This window comes from Helicobacter acinonychis (assembly GCF_900461455.1).
Taxonomy (GTDB): Bacteria; Campylobacterota; Campylobacteria; order Campylobacterales; family Helicobacteraceae; genus Helicobacter; species Helicobacter acinonychis.
Window position 1 is genome coordinate 137,730 of the sequence record NZ_UGIA01000001.1, and the last position, 24,100, is coordinate 161,829.

10 protein-coding genes and 4 pseudogenes are annotated in these 24,100 nt (G+C 39.0%); 5 read left to right on the top strand and 9 right to left on the bottom strand.

The annotated features are described in order from the left end of the window. The first annotated feature begins 9 nt into the window (after positions 1-9). The 5 genes from DYI00_RS00625 (at position 10) to DYI00_RS00645 (ending at position 15,638) form a co-directional block, all read left to right on the top strand. Positions 10-1,443 carry a TolC family protein gene (locus tag DYI00_RS00625; protein WP_104709198.1) on the top strand — a complete coding sequence of 478 codons (1,434 nt, stop codon included), beginning with the start codon at positions 10-12 and terminating at the stop codon, positions 1,441-1,443. 13 nt (positions 1,444-1,456) lie between these two features. Further along, positions 1,457-2,161 (top strand): efflux RND transporter periplasmic adaptor subunit HefB, encoded by a 705-nt coding sequence (gene hefB / locus DYI00_RS00630; protein WP_011578219.1) that lies wholly within the window; start codon positions 1,457-1,459, stop codon positions 2,159-2,161. A gap of 12 nt (positions 2,162-2,173) precedes the next feature. Continuing rightward, a complete protein-coding gene (hefC, locus tag DYI00_RS00635; RefSeq protein ID WP_104709197.1) occupies positions 2,174-5,260 on the top strand; it encodes an efflux RND transporter permease subunit HefC in 3,087 nt (1,028 codons plus the stop codon). After that, positions 5,257-5,826, top strand: coding sequence for an outer membrane beta-barrel protein (locus DYI00_RS00640; RefSeq protein WP_011578217.1), 570 nt, complete (start codon positions 5,257-5,259; stop codon positions 5,824-5,826). Before hefC ends, DYI00_RS00640 begins: the two co-directional genes overlap by 4 nt. 209 nt (positions 5,827-6,035) lie before the next feature. After that, the gene (locus DYI00_RS00645; RefSeq protein WP_041600224.1) at positions 6,036-15,638 is read left to right on the top strand and encodes a vacuolating cytotoxin domain-containing protein; all 9,603 of its coding nucleotides are present in this window, start codon (positions 6,036-6,038) and stop codon (positions 15,636-15,638) included. A gap of 59 nt (positions 15,639-15,697) precedes the next feature. On the opposite strand, the pseudogene DYI00_RS00650 reads toward DYI00_RS00645, so the two are convergent. The 9 genes and pseudogenes from DYI00_RS00650 to proS all read right to left on the bottom strand — a co-directional run bounded on the left by DYI00_RS00650 (position 15,698) and on the right by proS (position 24,099). Then, positions 15,698-16,437 (bottom strand): annotated as a pseudogene (locus tag DYI00_RS00650) (ABC transporter permease). Then, a pseudogene (locus DYI00_RS07810) lies at positions 16,437-17,062 on the bottom strand (ATP-binding cassette domain-containing protein). The pseudogenes DYI00_RS00650 and DYI00_RS07810 overlap by 1 nt, the downstream one beginning before the upstream one ends. 273 nt (positions 17,063-17,335) lie before the next feature. Beyond that, positions 17,336-17,548, bottom strand: a complete 213-nt coding sequence (locus DYI00_RS00665) for a hypothetical protein (RefSeq protein ID WP_041600223.1) — start codon at positions 17,546-17,548, stop codon at positions 17,336-17,338. Between the two features lie 181 nt (positions 17,549-17,729). Further along, positions 17,730-18,296, bottom strand: a pseudogene (locus DYI00_RS07815) (outer membrane protein). Positions 18,297-18,439: 143 nt separating this feature from the next. After that, positions 18,440-19,417: pseudogene (locus DYI00_RS08210) on the bottom strand (SabA family sialic acid-binding adhesin). Between the two features lie 482 nt (positions 19,418-19,899). Beyond that, complete coding sequence (locus DYI00_RS00680; RefSeq protein WP_104709196.1) at positions 19,900-20,961, bottom strand: tetratricopeptide repeat protein; 1,062 nt, start codon at positions 20,959-20,961, stop codon at positions 19,900-19,902. Between the two features lie 108 nt (positions 20,962-21,069). After that, positions 21,070-21,435: a c-type cytochrome gene (locus DYI00_RS00685; RefSeq protein WP_011578206.1), complete on the bottom strand. Its 366-nt coding sequence runs from the start codon at positions 21,433-21,435 to the stop codon at positions 21,070-21,072. Then, positions 21,435-22,355, bottom strand: coding sequence for a hydroxymethylbilane synthase (gene hemC, locus DYI00_RS00690; RefSeq protein WP_011578205.1), 921 nt, complete (start codon positions 22,353-22,355; stop codon positions 21,435-21,437). Before hemC ends, DYI00_RS00685 begins: the two co-directional genes overlap by 1 nt. Positions 22,356-22,365: 10 nt before the next feature. Next, positions 22,366-24,099, bottom strand: a complete 1,734-nt coding sequence (proS, locus tag DYI00_RS00695) for a proline--tRNA ligase (RefSeq protein ID WP_011578204.1) — start codon at positions 24,097-24,099, stop codon at positions 22,366-22,368. Position 24,100: the final 1 nt, after the last annotated feature.

The window sequence follows — 24,100 nt, forward strand, 5'->3', positions numbered from 1 at the left end:
GTTATTTTAATGAAGACGACTATAAGATTTGTTAGTTTGTGGGGCTTGTGTGCTGCTTTAGCTTTGGCGCAAACCCCTTCTAAAACCCCAGATGAAATCAAAAAAATTCTCAACGATTACAGCCATAAGAATTTAACGCTCATTGATCCGCCGACAAGCTCTTTAGAGGTATCGCCGAGTTTCTTACCCTCGCCTAAAGAAACAGCGACCACTATCAATCAAGAGATTGCTAAATACCACGAAAAAAGCGATAAGGTCGCTTTAGGGTTGAATGAATTGCTTAAGGGGGCCACTTCAAATCTCAGTTTGCAAGCGCAAGAGCTCAAAGTCAAGCAGGCGATGAAAAACCACACCATCTCTAAAGCGATGTTTTTGCCCACTTTGAACGCGAGTTATAATTTTAAAAATGAAAATAGGGATACCCTAGACTTTAAGCACTATAACACGCAACAACTCCAAGCTGAAGTTAAACTGAATGTGTTTAATGGCTTTAGCGATGTGAATAATGTCAGAGAAAAGGTTGCAACTTACCGCTCCACCGTGGCTAATTTAGAATACAGCCGCCAGAGTGTGTATTTGCAAGTGGTGCAACAATATTATGAGTATTTTAACAACCTCGCTCGCATGATCGCTTTGCAAAAGAAATTAGAGCAAATCAAAACGGATATTAAAAGGGTTACCAAGCTTTATAATGAAGGGCTAACCACGATTGATGATTTGCAAAGTTTGAAAGCGCAAGGGAATTTGAGCGAATACGATATTTTGGATATGCAATTTGCTTTGGAGCAAAACCGCTTGACTTTGGAGTATTTGACCAACCTTAATGTGGAAAATTTAAAGAAAACCACGATTGATGCACCTGATTTGCAATTAAGAGAGAGACAAGATTTGGCCTCTTTAAGGGAGCAAATCAATGCGATTAAATACCAAGGCAAGCAGCTCAATTACTACCCTAAAGTAGATGTGTATGACTCATGGCTTTATTGGATCCAAAAACCCGCCTACGCTTTGGGAGCCTTTGGGAACTTCTTCCCAGGCCAGCAAAACACCGCCGGAGTGACTGCGACCATGAATTTTTTGGATGATATAGGTTTGAGTTTGCAAAAACAATCCATCATGTTAGGCAGATTGGCGAATGAAAAAACCTTGGCTTATAAAAAGTTAGAGCAAGAAAAAGACGAACAACTTTACAGAAAGTCGCTTGATATTGCTAGGGCTAAGATTGAATCTTCCAAAGCTAGTTTGGATGCGGCTAACCTTTCTTTTGCCAATATTAAGAGAAAATACGACGCTAATATAGTGGATTTCACCACTTATTTGAGGGGTTTAACCACTCGCTTTGATGCCGAAGTGGCTTACAATTTAGCGCTCAACAATTATGAAGTACAAAAAGCCAATTACATTTTCAACAGTGGGCATAAAATAGACGACTATGTGCATTGATTAAAGGGATGAAATGATACGAAAAATTTTAATAGGGTTTTTTTTAAGTCTTTTGAGTTTGGAAGCTGGTGAGAAAGTGTATGCGATTTTCAATGTGCAAGCGATGCAAGATTCCAAACTCACTCTGGATAGCACAGGGATTGTGGATAGCATTAAGGTCACTGAGGGGAGCGTGGTCAAAAAGGGCGATATTTTATTGCTTTTGTATAATCAAGATAAGCAGGCTCAAAGCGACTCTACCGAGCAACAACTCATTTTTGCCAAAAAACAATACCAACGATACAGTAGAATTGGGGGTGCTGTGGATAAAAACACTCTAGAGAGTTATGAATTCGCTTACAGGCGCTTGGAGTCTGATTACGCTTATTCTATTGCAGTGTTGAATAAAACCATTTTAAGAGCCCCTTTTGATGGCGTGGTGGCGAGCAAAAACATTCAAGTGGGTGAAGGGGTGAGCGCGAACAGTACGGTGCTGCTTAGATTAGTCAGTCATGCAAGGAAATTGGTCATTGAATTTGATTCCAAATACATCAATGCGGTCAAGGTGGGGGACACTTACACTTATTCTGTTGATGGGGATTCCAATCAGCATGAAGTTAAAATCACTAAAATTTATCCCACGGTTGATGAAAACACACGAAAAGTGAGTGCTGAAGCCCTTTTGTCTAATCCTATGGCAGTGGGGCTTTTTGGCGATGGGTTTATCCAAACGAAATAATAGGGTATTTGCATGTATAAAACAGCGATAAATCGTCCTATTACGACCTTAATGTTTGCTTTTGCAATCATCTTTTTTGGGGTCATGGGTTTTAAAAAATTGACCGTGGCACTTTTCCCTAAAATTGATTTGCCCACGGTGGTGGTTACCACGACTTATCCTGGGGCTAGCGCTGAAATCATAGAGAGTAAGGTAACCGACAAGATTGAAGAGTCGGTAATGGGGATTGATGGGATTAAAAAAATCACTTCCACAAGCGCTAGGAATGTGAGTGTTGTCGTCATTGAATTTGAGTTGGAAAAGCCTAATGAAGAAGCCCTAAACGATGTGGTCAATAAAATTTCTTCGGTGCGTTTTGATGACTCTAGTATCCAAAAACCCTCCGTGAATAAATTTGATACCGATAGCCAGGCCATTATTTCATTGTTTGTGAGCAGTTCAAGCGTGCCAGCTACAACCTTGAATGATTACGCTAAAAACACCATCAAACCCATGCTCCAAAAGATCAGTGGGGTAGGGGGCGTGCAACTCAATGGCTTTAGGGAGCGCCAGATCAGAATTTATGCTGACCCTACTTTGATGAATAAATACAACTTGACTTATGCGGATCTTTTCAGCACGCTTAAGGCTGAGAATATAGAGGTTGATGGGGGGCGCATTGTCAATAGCCAGAGAGAATTATCAATTCTAGTCAATGCGAATAGTTATAGCGTTGCGGATGTAGAAAAGATCCAAGTGGGCAACCATGTGCGCCTTGGCGATATTGCAAAAATTGAAATCGGTTTGGAAGAGGATAATACTTTTGCGAGCTTTAAAGACAAGCCCGGAGTGATTTTAGAAATCCAAAAGATTGCAGGAGCGAATGAAATTGAGATCGTGGATAGGGTGTATGAAGCTTTAAAACACATTCAAGCCATAAGCCCTAGCTATGAAATCAGACCTTTTTTAGACACTACGAGTTATATCCGCACCTCTATTGAAGATGTGAAATTTGACTTGGTTTTAGGGGCGGTTTTAGCGGTTTTGGTGGTGTTTGCATTCTTGCGTAATGGCACGATCACTTTGGTTTCAGCGATCTCTATCCCTATTTCTATCATGGGGACTTTTGCCCTTATCCAATGGATAGGATTTTCGCTCAACATGCTCACCATGGTGGCTTTAACGCTAGCGATAGGGATCATCATTGATGATGCGATCGTGGTGATTGAAAATATCCACAAAAAGCTAGAAATGGGTATGGAAAAACGGAAAGCGAGCTATGAGGGGGTGAAGGAAATTGGCTTTGCGTTAGTGGCGATTTCAGCGATGTTGCTTTCAGTTTTTGTGCCCATAGGGAATATGAAGGGCATTATTGGGCGCTTTTTTCAAAGTTTTGGGATCACGGTGGCTTTAGCGATCGCTTTATCGTATGTGGTGGTAGTGACGATTATCCCCATGGTAAGCTCGGTTATCGTTAATCCTAGGCATTCTCGTTTCTATGTGTGGAGTGAGCCTTTTTTTAAGGCTTTAGAGTCTCATTACACTAAATTGCTTCAATGGGTTTTAAACCACAAGCTCATTGTATTTATAGCGGTGGTTTTGGTGTTCGTGGGTTCGCTTTTTGTGGCTTCTAAACTTGGCATGGACTTCATGCTTAAAGAAGATAGGGGGAGGTTTCAAGTGTGGATTAGGGCTAAACCTGGCGTGAGCATAGATTACATGACAAAAAAGGTTAAAGGCTTTCAAGAAGCGATTCAAAAGCATGATGAGGTGGAATTCACCACTTTGCAAGTGGGTTATGGCACCACGCAAAGCCCTTTTAAAGCGAAGATTTTTGTGCAGCTCAAGCCTTTAGAAGAGCGCAAAAAAGAGCGCAAATTGGGGCAATTTGAGTTGATGAGTGCTTTAAGGAAAGAGTTAAAAAGCATGCCGGAAGCTAAAGATTTGGAGAGCATCAATCTTTCTGAAGTCTCTCTTTTAGGCGGTGGTGGGGATAGCTCGTCCTTTCAAACCCATGTGTTCGCTCAGTCTCAAGAAGCGGTGGATAAAAGCGTGGCGAATTTGAAAAAATTATTATTGGAAAGCCCTGCATTAAAAGGCAAGGTTGAGGGCTTCCACACAAGCACGAGCGAATCGCAACCGCAATTGCAACTCAAAATCTTAAGGCAAAACGCTAACAAATACGGCGTGAGCGCTCAAACCATTGGTTCGGTGGTGAGCTCTGCATTTTCTGGGACTTCGCAAGCGAGCGTGTTCAAAGAATACGGCAAAGAATACGACATAATCATCAGAGTGCCTGATGATAAGCGCGTTTCTGTGGAGGACATTAAACGCTTGCAGGTGCGTAATAAATACGATAAATTGATGTTTTTGGACGCTTTAGTGGAAATCACAGAAACTAAAAGCCCATCTAGCATCTCTCGTTACAACCGCCAGCGTAGCGTCACGGTGCTCGCTCAACCTAATAGGAGTGCGGGCGTTTCTTTGGGCGAAATTTTAACGCAAGTGAGCCAAAACACTAAAGAATGGTTGGTTGAAGGGGCGAATTACAGATTTACCGGTGAAGCGGATAACGCCAAAGAGACTAATAGGGAGTTTTTGATCGCTCTAGCGACAGCGTTTGTGTTGATTTATATGATTTTAGCAGCATTGTATGAGTCTATTTTAGAGCCTTTTATCATCATGGTTACCATGCCTTTAAGCTTTTCAGGGGCGTTTTTCGCTTTAGGTTTAGTCCATCAGCCTTTAAGCATGTTTTCTATGATAGGCTTGATCTTGCTCATTGGTATGGTGGGTAAAAACGCCACGCTTTTAATTGATGTCGCTAATGAAGAGCGTAAAAAAGGCTTGAATATTCAAGAAGCCATTTTATTTGCCGGTAAAACCCGTTTAAGACCTATTTTAATGACCACCATTGCGATGGTTTGCGGTATGCTGCCTTTGGCGTTAGCGAGTGGGGATGGAGCGGCGATGAAATCCCCCATAGGGATTGCGATGAGTGGGGGCTTAATGATTTCTATGGTGTTGAGCTTACTGATTGTACCGGTGTTTTATCGTTTGCTCGCTCCCATAGACGATAAGATCAAGCGGTTTTATCAAAACCAAAAAGCTTTAGAATGAAAAAGATTGTTCCGCTTTTGGTTTTATGGGTGGGTTTGTTAGGGGCGTTTGAGCCTAAAAAAAGCCATATTTATTTTGGGGCTATGGTGGGTTTAGCCCCTATTGAAATAACCCCAAAACCGGTTAGCAATTCTTCTTATGCCGCTTTTTTATGGGGGGCTAAAGGGGGGTATCAATTCGCTTTTTTTAAAGCTTTAGCAATAAGGGGTGAATTTTCTTACCTCATGGCGATCAAGCCCACGGCATTCCATACGACTAACACTTCTTTATTGAGCTTAAATATTGATGCATTGAGCGATTTTTACACTTACAAAAAATACAGCTTTGGGGTGTATGGGGGAGTTGGGATAGGATATTTTTACCAAAACGATCGTTTAGAGATGGGGAATGGCTCGTTTATGGGGTATAACGGCTTGTTTAACGCTGGGCTTTTTAGCACAATTGACAAACACCACTGCGTAGAGCTTGGGGCTAAAATCCCTTTTTCAAAAACCAGAAATTCTTTTAAAGATCCTTATTTTTTAGAGAGCGTTTTTTTCCATGTAGCTTATAGTTATGCGTTCTAAAAAAGGTTTAAATAACCCATTGACACCCACTAGAAACAAGATAAATTCCTTATAAGAGTTATACATTCTTTTTTGTTTTGTTACAAAAGGTTTAAATAACCCATTGACACCCACTAGAAACAAGATAAATTCCTTATAAGAGTTATACATTCTTTTTTATTTTGTTACAATGGATAGCGTCAAAGTATGATCACATGAAAGGGTTTAAAATGATTGCTAAAAATGATAAAACCGATTTAAAAACTAAACACTTTAAAAACCGCTCTTTTAGGGGTATTAAAAAGAAGATTGCTAAAAAATACAAAGCTAAAAACCAATCTTTAATTACCCATGCATTCCAATCTCATGCATTCAAAATGTGCTCAAGCCTTTCTCTTAACAAAAAAATCTTTTTAGGGCTAGGGTTTGTCTCAGCTTTGAGCGCTCAAAGTGAGGATTATAATAGTTCGGTGTATTGGCTAAACAGCGTGAATAAAAACCACAGCAACAAATCCTACTATATCAGTCCCTTACGCACTTGGGCTGGGGGGAATAGGCAATTCACGCAAAATTATAACAACAGCAAATTATACATAGGAACAAAAGACGCTTCCGCAACGCCCAACAATAATTCTATATGGTTTGGGGGGGCGTATAATGATTTTTGGCACCAATATCAGGGCTATGTGGGGTATATCACAGGGGTTTTTAAGGCTAGAGATATTTTTATTACAGGGGATATTGGATCAGGCAACCAGCTAAAAACCGGTGGGGGTGCAACGCTTGTGTTTGAAAGCTCAAACGACTTAACCACCAACGAAGCGCATTTTAAAAACGACAAGGCCGGAACGCAAAATTCATGGATGAATTTGATTTCTAGTAACAGCGTGCATTTGAAAAACACGACTTTTAGCAACCAAACCCCCAATGGAGGTTTTAATGTCAAGGGGAAAAATATCAATTATGAAGGTGGGAGCATTAGTGGGGGTAATTTTGGCTTTGATAATGTCGATCGTCATGGAAAAACCACTATCAATGGCGTAACTTTCAATGATAACGGCACGCTCACTTACAAGGGAGGTAATAGCATTGGAGGGAGCATCAGTTTTATCAATTCCAATATCAACCATTACAAACTCAACCTCCATGCCAATGACATCACTTTCAATAACACCACTTTAGGGAGCATGCCTAATGGCAACGCTAACACCGTGGGGGAAGTTTATGTCCTTAATGCAAGCAATATCACTTTCAATAATTTGACTTTTGATGGGGGTTGGTTTGTTTTTGCTAGATTTAATGCTCATGTTAATTTTCAAGGCACGACCACGATCAATAGCTCCGCTTCACCTTTTTTAAATATGACCGGTAAAGTTACCATTGAACCTAATGCGATTTTTAACATTCAAAATTACACGCCCACGATAGGGAGCACTTACACGCTCTTCAGCATGAAAAATGGCTCTATCACTTACAATGATGTGAATAATTTGTGGAATATTATTAGGCTTAAAAACACGCAAGCCACAAAAGACAACAGCAAAAACGCCACTTCTTCTAACAACACCCACACTTACTATGTGACCTACAATTTAGGTGGTACGCTCTATAATTTTAAGGAAGTGTTTAGTCCCAATTCTATTTTCTTACAATCCGTTTATTACGGTGCGAACAATATCTATTACACCAATAGCGTGAATATCCATGACAATGCTTTCAATTTGAGGGATATTAAAGACGATAGAGACGATACGATTTTTTATCTCAACGGCATGAACACTTGGAATTACACCAATGCGAGATTCACTCAAACTTATGGCGGAAAAAACAGCGCTCTAGTCTTTAACGCCACTACCCCTTGGGCTAATGGCAGTATCCCTAAATCTGATAGCACGGTGCGTTTTGGGGGGTATCATGGGGTTGATTGGGGGAAAACGGGTTATATCACCGGCACTTTTATAGCCGATAGGGTTTATATCACCGGTAACATGATGTCTGGGAATGGTGCTCAAACCGGTGGGGGGGCGACTTTAAATTTTGTGGGTGCGACTGAAGTCAATATCGCTGGGGCTACTTTTAAAAACTTAAAAACCACTTCACAAAACTCTTACATGACTTTTATGGCGTTGAGGGATAGATCTGGGAGCGGTAAGATCAATGTTAGCGGTAAGATTAATGTTTCTCAATCTGATTTTTACGATTGGACAGGTGGGGGGTATGATTTTACTGGGAATGGCGTTTTTGATAACGTGAATTTCAACGAGGCTTATTACAAGTTTCAAGGGTCAAAAAACACTTACACTTTTAAAAACACGAATTTTTTAGCTGGGGGTTTCAAATTCCAAGGCAAGACCACTATTGATCATTCTGTTTTAGAAAGCGCTTCTTATACTTTTGATGGCGATAATAACGCATTTAATGCAAACAAGTTTAACGGCGGATCGTTTAATTTCAACCACGCAGAGCAAACAGACGCTTTTAATAACAACTCGTTTAATGGCGGTTCGTTTAGTTTTAACGCCAAGCAAGTGGATTTCAATCATAACTCGTTCAATGGTGGCGTGTTTAATTTCAACAATACTCCTAAAGTCAATTTTAATAACGACACCTTTAATGTGAATAATCAGTTCAAACTGAATGGTTCTCAAACAACTTTTAGTTTCAATAAGGTTGTTTTCAACATGCAAGGGCTTTTGAGTAGCTTGAGCGTGGGCACGACTTATCAATTACTCAACGCTAAAAGCGTGGATTATAAGGATAATAATAACGCTTTGTATCAAATGTTGCATTGGACTAGCGGAGAAAATCCTAGCGGTAAATTAGTGGGTGAAAGTAAAAGTGCATCAAGCAACACTAAAATTTACAATGTCCATTTCACTGACAACGGCTTGGCTTATTACATTAAAGAGAATTTTAATAATGGGATCACGCTCACCCGTTTGTGCACTTTGGGTTACACGCATTGCGTGAGTATCCATGACGATGCGTTCAATCTTAAAAATGTCAATAATAATGCGAGCGATACCGTGTTCTATCTCAACGGCATGACGACTTGGAAAATTGCTGGCAAGGGCGTTTTTAACCAAAATTACAGCGGTGCTAACAGCGTTTTGGTCTTCAACCAAACCACTCCTTTTCTTGATGGGGCGAATCCCACTTCTAAAAGCGTGGTGAGTTTTGGGAAAACTTCAGGGGCTGAATGGGGGCTAGTGGGCTATATTCATGGTGTTTTTAGAGCCAATCAAATTGATATTGCCGGCACTATCAGATCAGGTAATGGAGCCAAAACCGGTGGGGGTGCAACGCTTGTTTTTAACGCTCAAAAGCGTTTGAATATCGCTAATGCAAATTTAAACAACGATAAAGCTGGTTTGCAAAATTCATGGATGAATTTCATTGTGGATAATGGCAATTTGAATGTTAAAAACGCAAATTTTAGCAACCAAACTCCGCATGGAGGTTTTAACCTTAAAGCTAATGATATTGCTTGGGATGGAGGCTCTGTGAGTGGAGGGGGACATTTTGGCGTGGATAACGCTAGTGCGAGTGGAAAAGCGGTCATTAAAAATGCGACTTTCAATGATAACGGCACTTTGATCTATAAAGGGGGCGAAAACAACGCTGGGAATTCTTTAACCTTAGAAAACAACACCTTCAATTCCTACAATATCAATGCAAGGGTGCAAAACCTTATTTTTAACAACAACTCGTTTAATGGCGGTAGCTATTCGTTTAATGACACTAAAAATATTACTTTTAAAGGCACGAACACGCTCATTAACAGCGATCCTTTCAGCCGCCTTAAAGGATCAGTCGCTATCAATGACAATAGTATTTTTAACATTCAAAGGAATTTGACCGATAAAACCACTTACACGCTTTTGAGTGGGGATAGCATCAAGTATAATAACCAAACTCTAGCCGATAATCTTTTTTCAAAAAATTTATGGGATTTGATCCATTTTGACGGCACGAGAGGGACTTTATTAAGGGTAGAGAAAAACACTTATTTTGTGCAATTCACGCAGAGCAATGGTCAAAAATTCGTTTTTGAAGAGACTTTCAATCCTGGCTCTATCACTTATAGATACCTTACGCTCAACTCTTCGCCTTACCACACGGACGCTGATTCTACAGATATTTGGAATCAAGTAAGGAAGCAATTTGATTTTATTCCAGGAAAAACCCCTGTGTGTGTTGGGGTGTGCTATATCGCACCTTATAAAAATCAAGATCTTATCGGATCTAGTGCTTTTGCGTGGTCGCTTAATTTTGGGGCTACGGTGGTAGGGACTTTGCTGTTAGGAAGCGCTCAAGCAAAGGCTAATAACAATGGCGGATCTATTTGGTTTGGTAAAAACAATTTGTTGTATTTGCATGGCAATTTCAATGCACTTAATATCTTTTTAACGAATAATTTTAATGTCGGCAATCCTAATGCTGGCGGTGGGGCGACGATCAATTTTAACGCTGATGAAACCTTAAGTGCTGATGGGCTGAATTACACGAATTTCCAAACCGTGGCTTTGGGCTTGCAAACTAGCGCGAGCCAGCATTCATGGGCGAATTTTAATTCTAGGCTTTCTATGGAGATTAAAAATTCTAATTTTAGGGATTTCACATGGGGAGGCTTCAGGTTCAATTCAGGGCGCATGGTTTTTGAAAACACCACTTTTAGCGGTTGGACGAATATCAATGGGGCGACAGAAAGCGGTTCATCATATGTGAGTATGGTTGCAAATACGGATTTGATTTTTTCTAATTCCATTTTAGGTGGGGGCGTTCGCTATGATTTGAAAGCCAAACGCATCGCATTCAACAACTCTCAAATGGTGGTTGATGTGTCTAAAAATGTGAATCAATCTTCATTGAGTGGGGATGTGACTTTCAGTAATTCTAGGCTTGCAGTTAAACCAAACGCCGCTATCAATATTGGGGATAGCCAGACTCAAACGACTTTAGAAAACGCCTCAAGCCTTTCTTTTTATAACAACAGTGTGGCGAATTTTAATGGCACGACCACTTTTAAAGGCGTGTCTTACTTGAATTTGAACCCTAACGCTCAAGTGAGCTTCAATCATGTGAATTTCAATAACGCTAATGTGACTTTTTATGGTATCCCACTTTTTGGTAAAACGCCTGATTTTGGCAATTCTGTGCGCCTTATCAACTTCAAAGGAGATGCGAAATTCGCCCAAGCTACGCTCAATTTAAGGGCTAAAAATATCCATGTGAATTTCCAAGGGAATTCCACTTTTGGGGAAAACTCCACGATGAATTTAGCCCAAGGATCTCAAGCGAGCTTTAACGCTCTTAGTGTGGAAGGGGAAACGCATTTCAATCTCAATGGCTCAAGTTTATTGAATTTCAATGGCAACAGCGTTTTTAACGCCTCTGTGAATTTCTACGCCAGCAATTCTCAAATTTCTTTTTCTAAATCAGCAACCTTTAATGCAAACGCTTCATTTGACTTAGGTAACAACAGTGCTTTAAACTTTCAAAGCGTTTTCTTAAATAGTACTTTAAGTCTTTTGGGCAATGGTAGTAACAATTTAGCGATCAACACTAGAGGGAATTTTAGCTTTGGATCCAAAGGGATTTTGAATCTCTCTTACATGAATTTATTTGGGGGGGATAAAAAGACCTCAGTTTATGATGTTTTGCAAGCCCAAAATATTGATGGCTTGAATGGGAGTAATGGCTATGAAAAAATCCGTTTTTATGGCATAGGGATTGAAAAGGCTGATTACTCGTTTAATAACGGCGTTCATTCTTGGAGCTTCACTAATCCGCTCAACACAACCGAAACGATTACAGAAACTTTGTATAACAACCGCTTGAAAGTGCAGATCTCTCAAAACGGCATCTCTAACAACACGATGTTTAATCTCGCCCCTAGTTTGTATGATTACCAGAAAAACCCCTATAATTACACGAACAACAAAGCGGGCACTTATTATTTGACTAGCAATATTAGAGGCTTTAATCAAAATAATGAGATACCAGGGACTTATAACGCGTTCAACCAACGCCTAAAAGCTTTGCATATTTATAATCAGGCTATCACTAAAGAGGATTTGAGCATGCTTGCAAGTTTAGGTAAGGAATTTTTGCCTAAAGTGGCTAAGCTTATCGCTTCAGGGGATTTGGATAACCTTAATTTAAAAAGCCCAAATAGTTTTGATACCATTCTTAAGGTCTTGAAGAAATACGATATTACCATAAGCCAAGAGAAATGGAAAAGTTTGTTAAAAATGATTCAAGGCTTTTCCAACACGGCTAATTATCAGTTTTCTCAAGGCAGTCTCGTTGTAGGAGCGATTAAGGAAGGGCAAACCAACACTAATAGCGTGGTGTGGTTTGGAGGCGATGGGTATAAAAATCCATGCGCGATTGGGGATAACACTTGCCAGATGTTTAGGCAAACTAATTTAGGGCAGTTGATCCACTCCACTTCGCCTTATTTGGGCTATATGGATGTTAATTTTAAAGCTAAAAACATTTACATTACCGGAACAATTGGCAGTGGGAACGCTTGGGGGAGCGGAGGGAGTGCGAATGTGTCTTTTGAGAGTGCAACGAATTTAGTGCTCAATCAAGCTAATATTGACGCTAAAGGGAATGATAAGCTCTTTTCTTATCTAGGGAAAGACGGCATTGACAAGCTTTTTGGAGAAAAGGGCTTGGGGAATATCCTTTCTAATATAGTTTATGAAGAGAGTTTGAACAATAACGCTATCCCCAAAGATTTAGCCAACATGATCCCTAAAGATTTTGGATCTAAGACTTTAAGCTCCTTGCTTGGCCCTAGAGAAGTGAGCAGTCTTTTAAGCGTGAGCGCTTTTAAAAACGCAATCATGGAGATTTTAAACGCTAAAACGGTGGGCGATGTTTTTGGCGAAAATGGGCTTTTAAATGCACTTGATCCAACCAAAAGAAAAGAAATCGATCAAATGTTATTAGAGCAAATCCAGGCCCATACTTCAGGGTTTGAAAAATTCATCGTTAAAACTTTAGGGATTCAAAATGTAGAGAATTTCATCAATAATTGGTATGGCAAGCAAAGTTTGAGTTCTTTTGCGAATAATTTTGTGCCTGGAGGCTTAGATCAAGCCCTTGATAAAATAGGCTCTAGTGCTGATTCTAAAGAGTTGCAAGGCTTTTTGAAGCAAACGACTTTTGGGGATATTCTAAACCAAATGATCGCACAAGCCCCTTTAATCAACAAGCTCATTTCGTGGTTGGGTCCGCAGGATTTAAGCACGCTCATTAATATCGCTTTAAACAGCGTGACTAACCCAAGTAAAGAATTGTTGGGTGCTATTTCTGGCATGGGTCAAAAAGTGCTGAACGATTTATTAGGCGAGGGCGTGGTTACCAAGATTATGAACAATCAAGTCTTGGGGCAAATGATCAATAAAATCATTGCGGATAAAGGATTAGGAGGCGTTTATAATCAAGGTCTAGGCTCAATACTCCCTAAATCCTTGCAAGATGAACTGAAACAATTGGGCATGGGATCTTTACTCAAACCTAAAGGGTTGCACAATCTTTGGCAAAAAGGGAATTTCAATTTCGTGGCTAAAAACCATGTGTTTGTGAATGACAGCTCGTTTAGTAACGCCACAGGGGGGGAATTGAATTTTGTAGCGGGCAAATCCATTATTTTTAATGGGAAAAATACGATTAATTTCACGCAATATCAGGGCAAGCTTTCTTTTGTCTCTAAAGATTTTTCTAACATTTCGCTGGATACTTTAAACGCCACCAACGGCTTGACGCTGAATGCACCTAAAAATGATATTAGCGTTAAAAAAGGTCAAATTTGCACGAATATTTTAGATTGCATGGGTGAGAAAAAAGCTAAAAACTCTCCAAATGCAAGTGCTCCAACGGACGAAACGCTAGAAGTGAACGCGAATAATTTTGCGTTTTTAGGCACCATTAAAGCTAATGGTTTAGTGGATTTTTCAAAAGTTTTGCAAAATACGACGATTGGGACTTTGGATCTAGAGCCAAACGCTATTTTAAGAGCGAATAACTTGATTGTGAATAACGCTTTTAATAGCAATTCTAATTATAGGGTCAATATCAGCGGTAATCTCAATGTGATTAAGGGTGCGACTTTTAGTGCGAATGAAAATGGTTTGGATGTAGGAGGGGATTTGAAGAGCGAAGGGCAATTGACTTTTAATCTCAAGCACCCAACCGATAAAACGATCATCAGTGTGGCTGGCACTTCCACGATCATGTCTTATAACAACCAAACTCTAATCAATTTTAACACCCAACTCAAGCAGGGTGCTTACACGCTTATCAATTCCAAACGCATGCTTTATGGGTATGACAATCAAATCATTCGTGGAGGGAGCTTGAGCGATTACCTTAAACTCTACACTCTCATTAACTTTAATGGCAAACGCTTGCAATTAGAGGGCGATTCTTTGAGTTATGACAATCAGCCGGTTAGCATTAAAGATGGGGGCTTTGTGATAAGCTTTAAAGACAATCAAGGGCGCATGGTGTATTCATCCATCTTTCATGATAAGGTTCAAGTTACGGTTTCTGATAAACCCATGGATATTCATGCACCTAGTTTGGAATACTATATCCAGCACATTCAAGGCGACGAAGGTTTGAATGCGATCAAATCCGCTAATAATAACGCTGTCAATTGGTTGAACGCGCTTTTTGTGGCTAAAGGAGGCAATCCCTTGTTCGCCCCTTATTATTTGCAAGACACACCCACCAAACACATTGTGACTTTAATGGAAGATGTGACTAGTGCTTTAGGCATGCTCACTAAACCTAGCCTTAAAAACAATTCCACTGATGCTTTGCGGCTCAACACTTACACGCAACAAATGGGGCGTTTGGCCAAGCTTTCCAATTTCGCTTCTTTTGATTCGTCTGATTTTAGCGAACGCTTGAGCAGTCTTAAAAACCAAAAATTTGCTGATGCTATCCCTAACGCGATGGATGTGATTTTAAAATACTCTCAAAGGGATAAATTAAAAAACAACCTTTGGGCGACTGGTGTTGGGGGTGCGAGCTTTGTAGAAAACGGCTCAGGGACGCTCTATGGTATCAATTTGGGTTATGACAGATTTGTTAGAGGGGCGATTATTGGAGGGTATGCGGCTTATGCGTATAGTGGGTTTAATAGCCGTATCACTGGCTCTCGATCGGATAATGTGAATGTGGGCTTGTATGCGAGAGCTTTTATTAAAAAAAGCGAGTTAACCTTTAGCGTCAATGAAACTTGGGGGGCGAATAAAACCCAGATTAGCTCCAATGACGCTTTGCTCTCTATGATCAACCAGTCTTACAATTACAGTACATGGACAACGAACGCGAGAGTCAATTATGGGTATGATTTCATGTTTAAAAACAAAAGCGTGATCATCAAGCCTCAAACCACTCTTGAGTATTACTATATCGGCATGACCGGTTTAGATGGAGTGATGAATAACGCGAATTATAACCAGTTTAAAGCGAACGCCGATCCGTCTAAAAAATCCGTTTTAACGATCAATTTAGCGATTGAAAACCGCCATTATTTCAACAAGAATTCTTATTTTTATGCGATTAGTGGGATCAGTAGGGATTTATTGGTGCGATCCATGGGAGATAAACTGGTGCGTTTCATTGGTGATAATACTTTGAGTTACAGGAAAGGCGAGCTTTATAACACTTTTGCGAGCATCACTACGGGCGGAGAAGTGAGATTATTTAAAAGCTTTTATGCGAATGCTGGGGTGGGGGCTAGGTTTGGGTTGGATTATAAAATGATTAATATCACCGGAAACATTGGAATGCGTTTAGCGTTTTAGGGGGTAGGGGGCTTACCCCTTATTAACTATTAAACGAGATAGATGGTTTGATTAAGGATTTAACGCATGCGTTCTTTTGGTGTTAGTAACATGCGATTAGCGCTTAGTAAAAATAAAATAATGCCACCAATAATGAAAAATGTTGAAGTTGCTAAAACCAGTATAGTATCAATTCCTTGAAAAGCTTTGATTAGAAGTTGATTAAGGTAGTAAAAAATAGATGTTTTGTATTAGGTAGGTATTCTAAAGGAACAAAAACATTACAAGACATTAGCGCATAGAGATTGATGATATTACAAAATCCTAAGATGCTTTGTTCGTTTTGAAAAATTCTAGCTACAAAAATTGCCAAGCAAAAACAAAACAATGCGCTTGAAAAAACACTAACAAACCCCAAAATAAGCGCTTTAAAATTAAGAATAGTGATGATATTGAGCACATAAAAAGAGAGAACAATAAAGATAAAAGCATATAGGATTACAACGATTAGTCTTGAAGCGATTAATGCTAGAGTTATTTGTTTGAAAGTTGTTGGTGATAACATGTAGAACAAGAATATATTATGCGATCTAGAGCTTGTTATAGCTTGAGTGAGACCAAAGATCGCGCTAGAAATAATAAGAAGTCCCATTAGACCTATAATATTATTAAAGTAAAAAATTTCAGTGGTATTTTTTGAAAAAACAAAAATCAGTAATAGGAGCATTAAAATAGGATAAATAAAAGTCCAAAATAGCGCGCTTGTATTGGTGAGATAAGATTTGATTTCAAGTTTTAGGATAGATAGAATTGCTCCCACTAAATATCCTTTAGTAATGCTAATAAGTCTTTTGTGGTTGGTTTTTCTTTAAAGTTAAAAGTTTTAGCTACAGATTTTAATATAGAATTTAAAGGTTTGTATTGAGCAATGTTGCCATTCTTAAGGAGCAATACCCATTCGCAACTATCTAAGACAATAGGATCATGAGTGGCGATGATACTTGTAAGTTGTTGGGTGTTGCGCAAGCTTATGAGATTTGATAGTCTTATAAGAGCGTTTTGCTCTAAACTAGTTTCTGGTTCATCCATAATAATTAATTGGGGGTGGTGGCTAAGAGCTAAGTCAATCTTTAAGCACTGTTTTTGTCCATCGCTTAGGTGTTCGTAGATTTTATTCAAAAGATTTTTTTCAAATAGATTTGGAGTGCAGTTTTTGTGAAAAAATTGATAGAATTTAAAAGGTCGTTTGCGTTTAATCCAGGTGGATAGTTGAATAGGTTAGAGACAACTCCCAATTGTTTGCGTTGTGGTATAATATTGTCGTGGTATGGAATATTATTGTTTTGTGCTTTAAAATTATAGTCTGATCTAATGCCTAGAATAGTGTTGATAAGCGTTGATTTTCTAGCACCATTTGTGCCAATAATGGCTGTACTAGTATGAATTTTAAATGAAAAATCTCATGTATTTAAAGCGTTTTTAAACATGGTTTTTGGGTGTATGCTGATGTTAGATGTTAGAAATCATAAAATCTCCTTGATAGAAATGACTTTAAAACCCCATCTAGGATTATTGTAATTTAAATTGCGGTTTTTTTGTGTGATTGTCGCAAAAAATTAACTAATCTTTGTCAAAACGAGCGATAGCGTTACTGAAAGGATCGATCTAAGCGAGTAAAACGATTTTAAAAAGCGTTTTAACGGCTTGTCATTCCCATTTTATGGGTTTTTTGACATATAAAATTCCAACGCTTTTTCCATAAAAAGCGATCGATTAGGCAAATCCTTTTCCTTGAGATATGCACCCACTTTAGCCATCAAATTGGGCGAGAGCAAAAGATTAAAATGGCTTTTGCACTTTATTTTGAGCTCTGTCTCCAACTCGGCTAATTCAATCAATAACTTTTGGCGTTTTGTTTGCAAAATTTGCATCGTGGTGTGCACATTATTAATGTTCCATGTTTATCCTTAACTTTTCAATATCTTTTATTTTTTCGCATTCTACTATAAAAGAGAAAATAGGTGGTTTGTGGAGCAAATTTGATTAAAAAAGAATAGCTTTACCTTAAATAACCCATAAAAGAGGGTTAAAAAAGGGTTAAAGAAGAGTCAATCAGTAAGCAAAAACATAGTTAAGATGCACGCTATAAAGCCTGCGGTATTCTAGTTTAGCCCCTAGAAAAGAATTATAGCTCATGTTCAAAGTGGGGATTTTTGCACACAGTTCAATGCCATGTTGGGTGGCATGATCACCATCTTTTTTCTTGGGTCTAGCGAGGTTCATTCTTAATCCTGCGTTGAATAAGAATTGAAAATTCGCCGTATTCACTTTAGTGTTATAGGCATTGCTAATGGTTTTTAAATGCACATAATTAGAATTGAGCCAAGAAAGTGCCCCCTACTGCGACGCCGCCAAAAAGCCCAAAAGAGAGCTTGTTATTCTTGCCTAAAAAGTTGGTTTTTTGTCATTGATGAAGTTAAACAGCAAATCGCTCCCCACGCCATAAGTGAGAACATTAGAATCGGAGTTAAAGAAGCCCAATTTGATATAAGTATGGTTGTAATCAAAAAAGCCGTAATACCTTAATCCCCACCTTTTATTTTTCCCAAAAAATTGCTTATAACTCGCTTGCAAGCCAAAACCATTCAAGGCACCATTATTGGTTTGAGTGCCAATCATTCCCACTCGTTGAAAATGGTTATTGCTAAGTTCTTGAGTAATGGCGTTGGCTTCTTTAGAAAGAGTGTTGGCTAGGGTTTCAGCTTGATTGATTTGAGGTGTTGTTTGCTGCTTAAAGTCAGCAGCACTCTTTTCTAGCGAAGTTAGAGTGGCTTCCACGCCGGCACAGCCATTCCCCCAAGTGGTATTTTCATCTCTGTATTACTCACGCTATTGGGGTTGCATGTTTTGATATGGTCTTTAAGATGGCCTGAAGAAAGCGTATTGAAATCGCTTTTCACTTGATTGACCAGTTTTAAAATTTCTGCTTGCGATTGCACATTTTTAATCATGTCTGAAACCGTACTAAACTCTTTGTTAAAAAACTCACACGAAGTTTTACTACCATTTGGCTGCCACAAAGGGGCGTTTGCATGACTAGTTCCACTATCACTAGTAGATCTCCCTATCAACTGCGGGCAATGGCCTTGGAGGGTATTGATGATCGTTTGAACTCGGATCAAAAGATTTTGTGCATCGTTAGTCGTATCAATAACAGAAGTTGTAGTTTTAGTTTCATTATGAGATGTCCCTTGCTAATCTTTTGATGGGGTCACTTGCACTTGTATATTTTCCTCCTTGCTGTTTAAAGGGGTAAGCCCAGCTTGTTTTAAAGCTTGTGAAAGGATTTGATAGGCTTCATGGATTTCTTCATATTGCTTAATGGATAGAGAAACCCCTTTGCTTGCCAACAGAGAACTTGTGCCACTACTAGTTGTTCCATTATCTGTTGAGATCCCATCGCAATTGATCTCAGTGCCGTTGCCATTCCCATCGGTGTAGTGGAAATTTTTGTGTTCGTTATTCGCTATGTTTCCTACATAGCCTCCATATATGACCGCATAACCCATGCTATGCCACAGTCCCAACAACGATCTCAACGCTAAAAGCACGATGTGATAAGCAGGGTTGTCTTTTGTAGCCACTAAATTTTGGGCGCTTTTGTTTAAATGATTAACCGCTTGATTGATAGCCGAAACGCTTGCTTTTGATCCAGTGCCATTATGGTTAGGATTGCCCAAAAGATTGTTTAATTGTTCATAAGTGTCTGAAAGCTTTTGGATTTCGCCGGCGTTTTTCACTTTTTGGAGCGCCTCACCGATTTGATAGCGTACGCTTACAAATGAGCCGTTGTCTTCAGCGTGCAGTAATGACGCTACAAGGAGAAGAGAGAGTGTAATGGTTTTTTCATTTTTTTCATAAAATGTTCCCTTAAGTAATGTTTTGTTTGTAAAAATGCATCAAAATAGATTAAATTGATTTGTTATTTACAATGCGTTTAAGTATGCCATAATTTTTTTTTAAATTTTTAATAGAATTGTGTGGAATGTAATAATTTTTTCTTTTTTTTAAGGTTTTAAAAAAATAAATATTGATAGATAAAACCATATTTTTGGTTTCTAAAAAAGGGTTTTTAAGTTTGTTTGATCGTTTTGATTTTAGTTGCAAGGGGGTTATCGCTTGCTTTTTGCAAGCTTTTTGTCTGTAATTATAAAAAACGCTAAAAGTATTTTAAACTGATGATGAATGCGTGAGAATAAAGCCGTCTTAAGGCTTTAACTTTTCACCACCCTCTAAGCTTGCTCAAATTCTCGCATGCTTGTTGCATGCCTAATTTACAACTTTTGTCATAAACCCTTATGGCGTTTTCTTTGTCTTTGGCGTTGTAATACATGCCCGCTAGAGCGAAGCAACCCACTTCATCGCCCATATCACACCCTCTTTCATAATTGTCAAGGGCTTTTTTCAAATCTTTTTTAATGGAGTCCCCTTGTGCATACATAAAGCCCATTCTAGAGCAACTCACCGCGCTCCCCATATCGCATGCCTGTCTGAAATAGTTAAAGGCTTTTTTAGGGTCTTTTTTGACATATCTGCCTAGCATATACATAGATCCTAAACTCGCACAACCATCAGAATTGTTTAGTTTGCAAGCTTTTTGCAAATAATCAAACGCCACTTCAAAATCTTCATCAAGCCCTGCACCGCCATTTTCAAACAAACTCCCCAACGCACGGCAAGCTTGAGAGCCATTCAATCGGCATGCTTTCAAATAATAGACCACGGCTTTATGGTTACTTTGAACCACTTCTAAAGAGCCTTTTTCATAAGCAGAGCCTAACACATAGCACCCATTAGCCACATCAAAATTACAGCTTTTTTGGTAGTAAGTGACCGCTTGAGCGGCATTGCCTTTGATCTTTCTGTCATAGATAATGCCTAAATTGTAGCAACTTTCAGGGTGCTTTAGAGTGCATGCTTTACCATAAGCGTCAATGGCTTCCTGGTAATTTTGATTGGTGCCTAACCCCTCATCATAAAATCTCCCCAAATTGAAACACCCCTCCCCATTATCGCTTTGGCATGCAGATTTATAATAATCTAGGGCTTTTTTGTAATCTATTTTAGTGCCTTGCCCATTTTCATAAATAACGCCCAATTGCACGCAACCATCACTCGCACCATCATTGCATGCTTTCTTAAAATTAGACGCCGCTTTAGAATAATTCCCCTCTTTATAAGCCTCATCGGCTATCTTTAAAAATTTGCTATCCTGATCCCCCCATAAATGAGCTTGCAAACCCCAAAAAAGCAACCCTCCAAGTAACATTTTTAAAATCTTCATTTTTGACCTTTTTTGATAATTTCTAGAGCCTTATAATTGGAATTTTTAATTTCTTACTTAGTTAAATAAAAACCATGACACTTTATTCTATCATAGAATCAAGCGTTTTTAAGGATGGGGAGGATTTTTATGCTCTTCTTTATGCTCTAAAGAGGTGATATAGAGGTAAATCGCTTGGATTTCTTCTAAATTGAGGTTGTATTTAGGCATCATGCCTTTGCCCAAACTCAAGGCGTCTTTAAAGGTTTTAAAATCCAAATGGTTGATTTTAGGGGCGTAGAGAATTTTTTTCTCGCCTTTTTCATAATAGGAGGTGATTTCTTGTTTTTCGCCTTTAATACCATGGCATTTCGCGCACGCAACACCCCTAGGGTTTTTATAAAGAGCTAGTCCGTATTCCAAATCAGAAATAAAATCCGTTTCTTTAGCCACTAGATTTAATAGGCTTATAATGAGTGCAATCACAAAACGCATTAAAACAATTGCACCTTTTCTAAAATCTCTCTCGCTCCGCTTTGCAAAAAGGCTTCTAAAAGCTCTTGAACTGAATCAAACGCCTTATTTTTATCCCCTTGTTTTTCTTTAGCGATGACTTCTTCGCCATTAGGCAAGCCTAAAATGGCTTGGATTTTAACTTTTTCACCCATTAAACTCGCATGCACGCCCACAGGGATTTGACACCCCCCATTAAGCCCTTTGATAAACTCTCTTTCTAAATGGCAACAAAACGCGCTTTCTTCGTCATTGAGTTTTTGAAGTGCGGTAAAATGCTTGTGGCTTTTAAGCATTTCTACCCCTAAAGCCCCTTGACCCATGCTAGGAATCATTTCTTCCACGCTAAAAGCCTTGCGGTATTTCGCCCCTTGAATGTTTAGGCGGCACAATCCGGCTTCAGCTAAAATGATAGCGTCAAATTCGCCCGATTCAAGCTTTTTTAAACGGGTTTGGACATTCCCCCTTAAACTTTCTGTGTCTAGATCTTTTCGTTTGCATTTGAGTTGCATGGAGCGCCTTAAAGAAGTAGTGCCTACTTTTGCCCCTTTAGGCAAGCTCATCAAATCAGGGAATTTAGTGCTCAAAAAAGTGTCTCTCACATCAGCTCTTTTGGTAATGCATGCTAAATCTAACCCTTTTTCAAACACGACCGGCACATCTTTTAAAGAATGCACCGCCAAATCAATTGTGCCTTTTAAAAGCAATTCTTCTAATTCTTTAGTGAATAGCCCCTTACCGCCAATCTTATTTAAAGGTGCATCTAAAATCTTATCGCCTGTGGTTTTAACGATTTGAATTTCGCTTTCTATAAAGCATTCTTTTTTTAGGCGTTCTTTAATATAATTCGCTTGCCATAAAGCCAATTCGCTCCCCCTAGAGCCAATCACTAATTTTCCCACTTTCTCCCCCTTATTCGCTCTCTAATATTTCTAAAATTTTTTCTTCTAACTCTCTGTCTTTAAGCGTTTGTTTTTCTAAATTAGCACGCTTAATGCATTCAAATTCCTTATTCTCTAAAGTTTGCTTCCCAACAATCAGCGCTAATCTTTCCCCAATCAATTCAAAATCTCTCATCTTTGCCCCAAAACGCACATCTCTGTCATCTAGCAACACATCAACGCCCCTTTGAAGCAGCCTTTCATACACTTCAAAAGCGAGTTTTTTTTGCACTTCATCTTTCAAGTTAGAAACCACGATCACCACATCAAAAGGGGCGGTATTTTTTGTCCATACACAGCCTAAATCATCGCTTTTTTGCTCTAAAATCGCGCTGAGTAACCGGCTAATGCCTATCCCATAGCACCCCATTTCAAAAAATTGCTCCTTACCATTTTTATCCAAGAAACTAGCCTTTAAGCTTTTAGCATAGCCTTGAGAGAGCTTGAAAATATGCCCCACTTCCAAACTTTTATGGTATTTCAGAGCTCTTTGACAATTAGGGCAACAATCGCTCTCTTTAACCTGGATAATATCTGCATAAATAAGGTTTTCAAATCCTTTTAAATCCACGCCCACTGCATGAAAATCCTTTTCATTGGCCCCAGCTATTAAACAATCGCCCTCTTTTAAATCTTCATCAAAAATAATGTAAGAAACATGCTTTCTCAAGCCATAAGGCCCAATAAAGCCTGCCACTAACCCTACTTGATTTAAATCTTCTTGACTGGCTTCTCTTAACTCTAAAGCGTTCGCTCCTAAAACATTCAAAGCATTCAAGGCTTTAGTCTCTTCTAAATTGTCATCGCCTCTAGTAAAAAAACACGCTAGAGTTTCTTTATCTTTATGGATCACTTTTTTAACAACCGCCTTTAAGACAAAAAAAGGCTCTACTTTAAAAAACTCCGCCACGCTTTCAGCGCTTGTGGTATTGGGGGTAGGGAATTTCGCTAATTGTGCTTTTGGGACATTTAAAGGCTCAAGTCTTTTAGAGCGTTTAGCGATTTCAATATTGGCTGCATAATCGCAATTCTGGCACACCACAATCGTGTCTTCTCCGCATTCTGTTAAAACGACAAATTCTTTGCTTTTACTCCCCCCAATCGCCCCGTTATCCGCTTCCACAATGCGAAAATCCAAACCCAAATCGTTTAAAATTTCTTTATAAGCGCTCTGTGTGTTTAAAAATTCCTTATCCAAGCTCTCAGCGTCTTCATGAAAGCTATAACCATCTTTCATGATAAATTCTCTCGCTCTCACAAGCCCAAATCGTGGGCGGATTTCATCACGGAATTTCGTGTGGATTTGATAGAGATGCACGGGTAATTGCTTGTAGCTTTTAATGAAATTAGCGGCAATCTCGGTAATATTTTCTTCTAAAGTGGGGCTTAAAACAAAATCATTGCCCTTTCTGTCTTTAAAGACCAACAATTCTTTACCATATTTATCCAAACGACCTGATTTTTCCCACAAACTCGCTAAAACCACAAAACTCATTAAAATATTTTGCGCCCCATGTTCTTGCATGCGTTTGTGTGTGATATTTTCTATTTTATCCAACACTTTTTTAGCTAAAGGCAAAAAATTATAGATTCCACTGCCTATTTGATAAATGTATCCTGCTTGAGCTAGGTGCTTATGGCTTTTTAACACGGCATCTTTAGGGGGTTCTTTGAGAGTTGGGGCAAAGAGTTTTGAAAATAGCATG

What these genes read in the sequence shown, in the direction of transcription:
- hefC (WP_104709197.1), top strand. Translation starts at nt 2,174, where the DNA reads ATGTATAAAACAGCGATAAATCGTCCTATTACGACCTTAATGTTTGCT.
- DYI00_RS00665 (WP_041600223.1), bottom strand. Translation starts at nt 17,548, where the DNA reads ATGCAAATTTTGCAAACAAAACGCCAAAAGTTATTGATTGAATTAGCC.
- proS (WP_011578204.1), bottom strand. Translation starts at nt 24,099, where the DNA reads ATGCTATTTTCAAAACTCTTTGCCCCAACTCTCAAAGAACCCCCTAAA.
- DYI00_RS00625 (WP_104709198.1), top strand. Translation starts at nt 10, where the DNA reads ATGAAGACGACTATAAGATTTGTTAGTTTGTGGGGCTTGTGTGCTGCT.
- DYI00_RS00680 (WP_104709196.1), bottom strand. Translation starts at nt 20,961, where the DNA reads ATGAAGATTTTAAAAATGTTACTTGGAGGGTTGCTTTTTTGGGGTTTG.
- DYI00_RS00640 (WP_011578217.1), top strand. Translation starts at nt 5,257, where the DNA reads ATGAAAAAGATTGTTCCGCTTTTGGTTTTATGGGTGGGTTTGTTAGGG.
- DYI00_RS00645 (WP_041600224.1), top strand. Translation starts at nt 6,036, where the DNA reads ATGATTGCTAAAAATGATAAAACCGATTTAAAAACTAAACACTTTAAA.
- DYI00_RS00685 (WP_011578206.1), bottom strand. Translation starts at nt 21,435, where the DNA reads ATGCGTTTTGTGATTGCACTCATTATAAGCCTATTAAATCTAGTGGCT.
- hefB (WP_011578219.1), top strand. Translation starts at nt 1,457, where the DNA reads ATGATACGAAAAATTTTAATAGGGTTTTTTTTAAGTCTTTTGAGTTTG.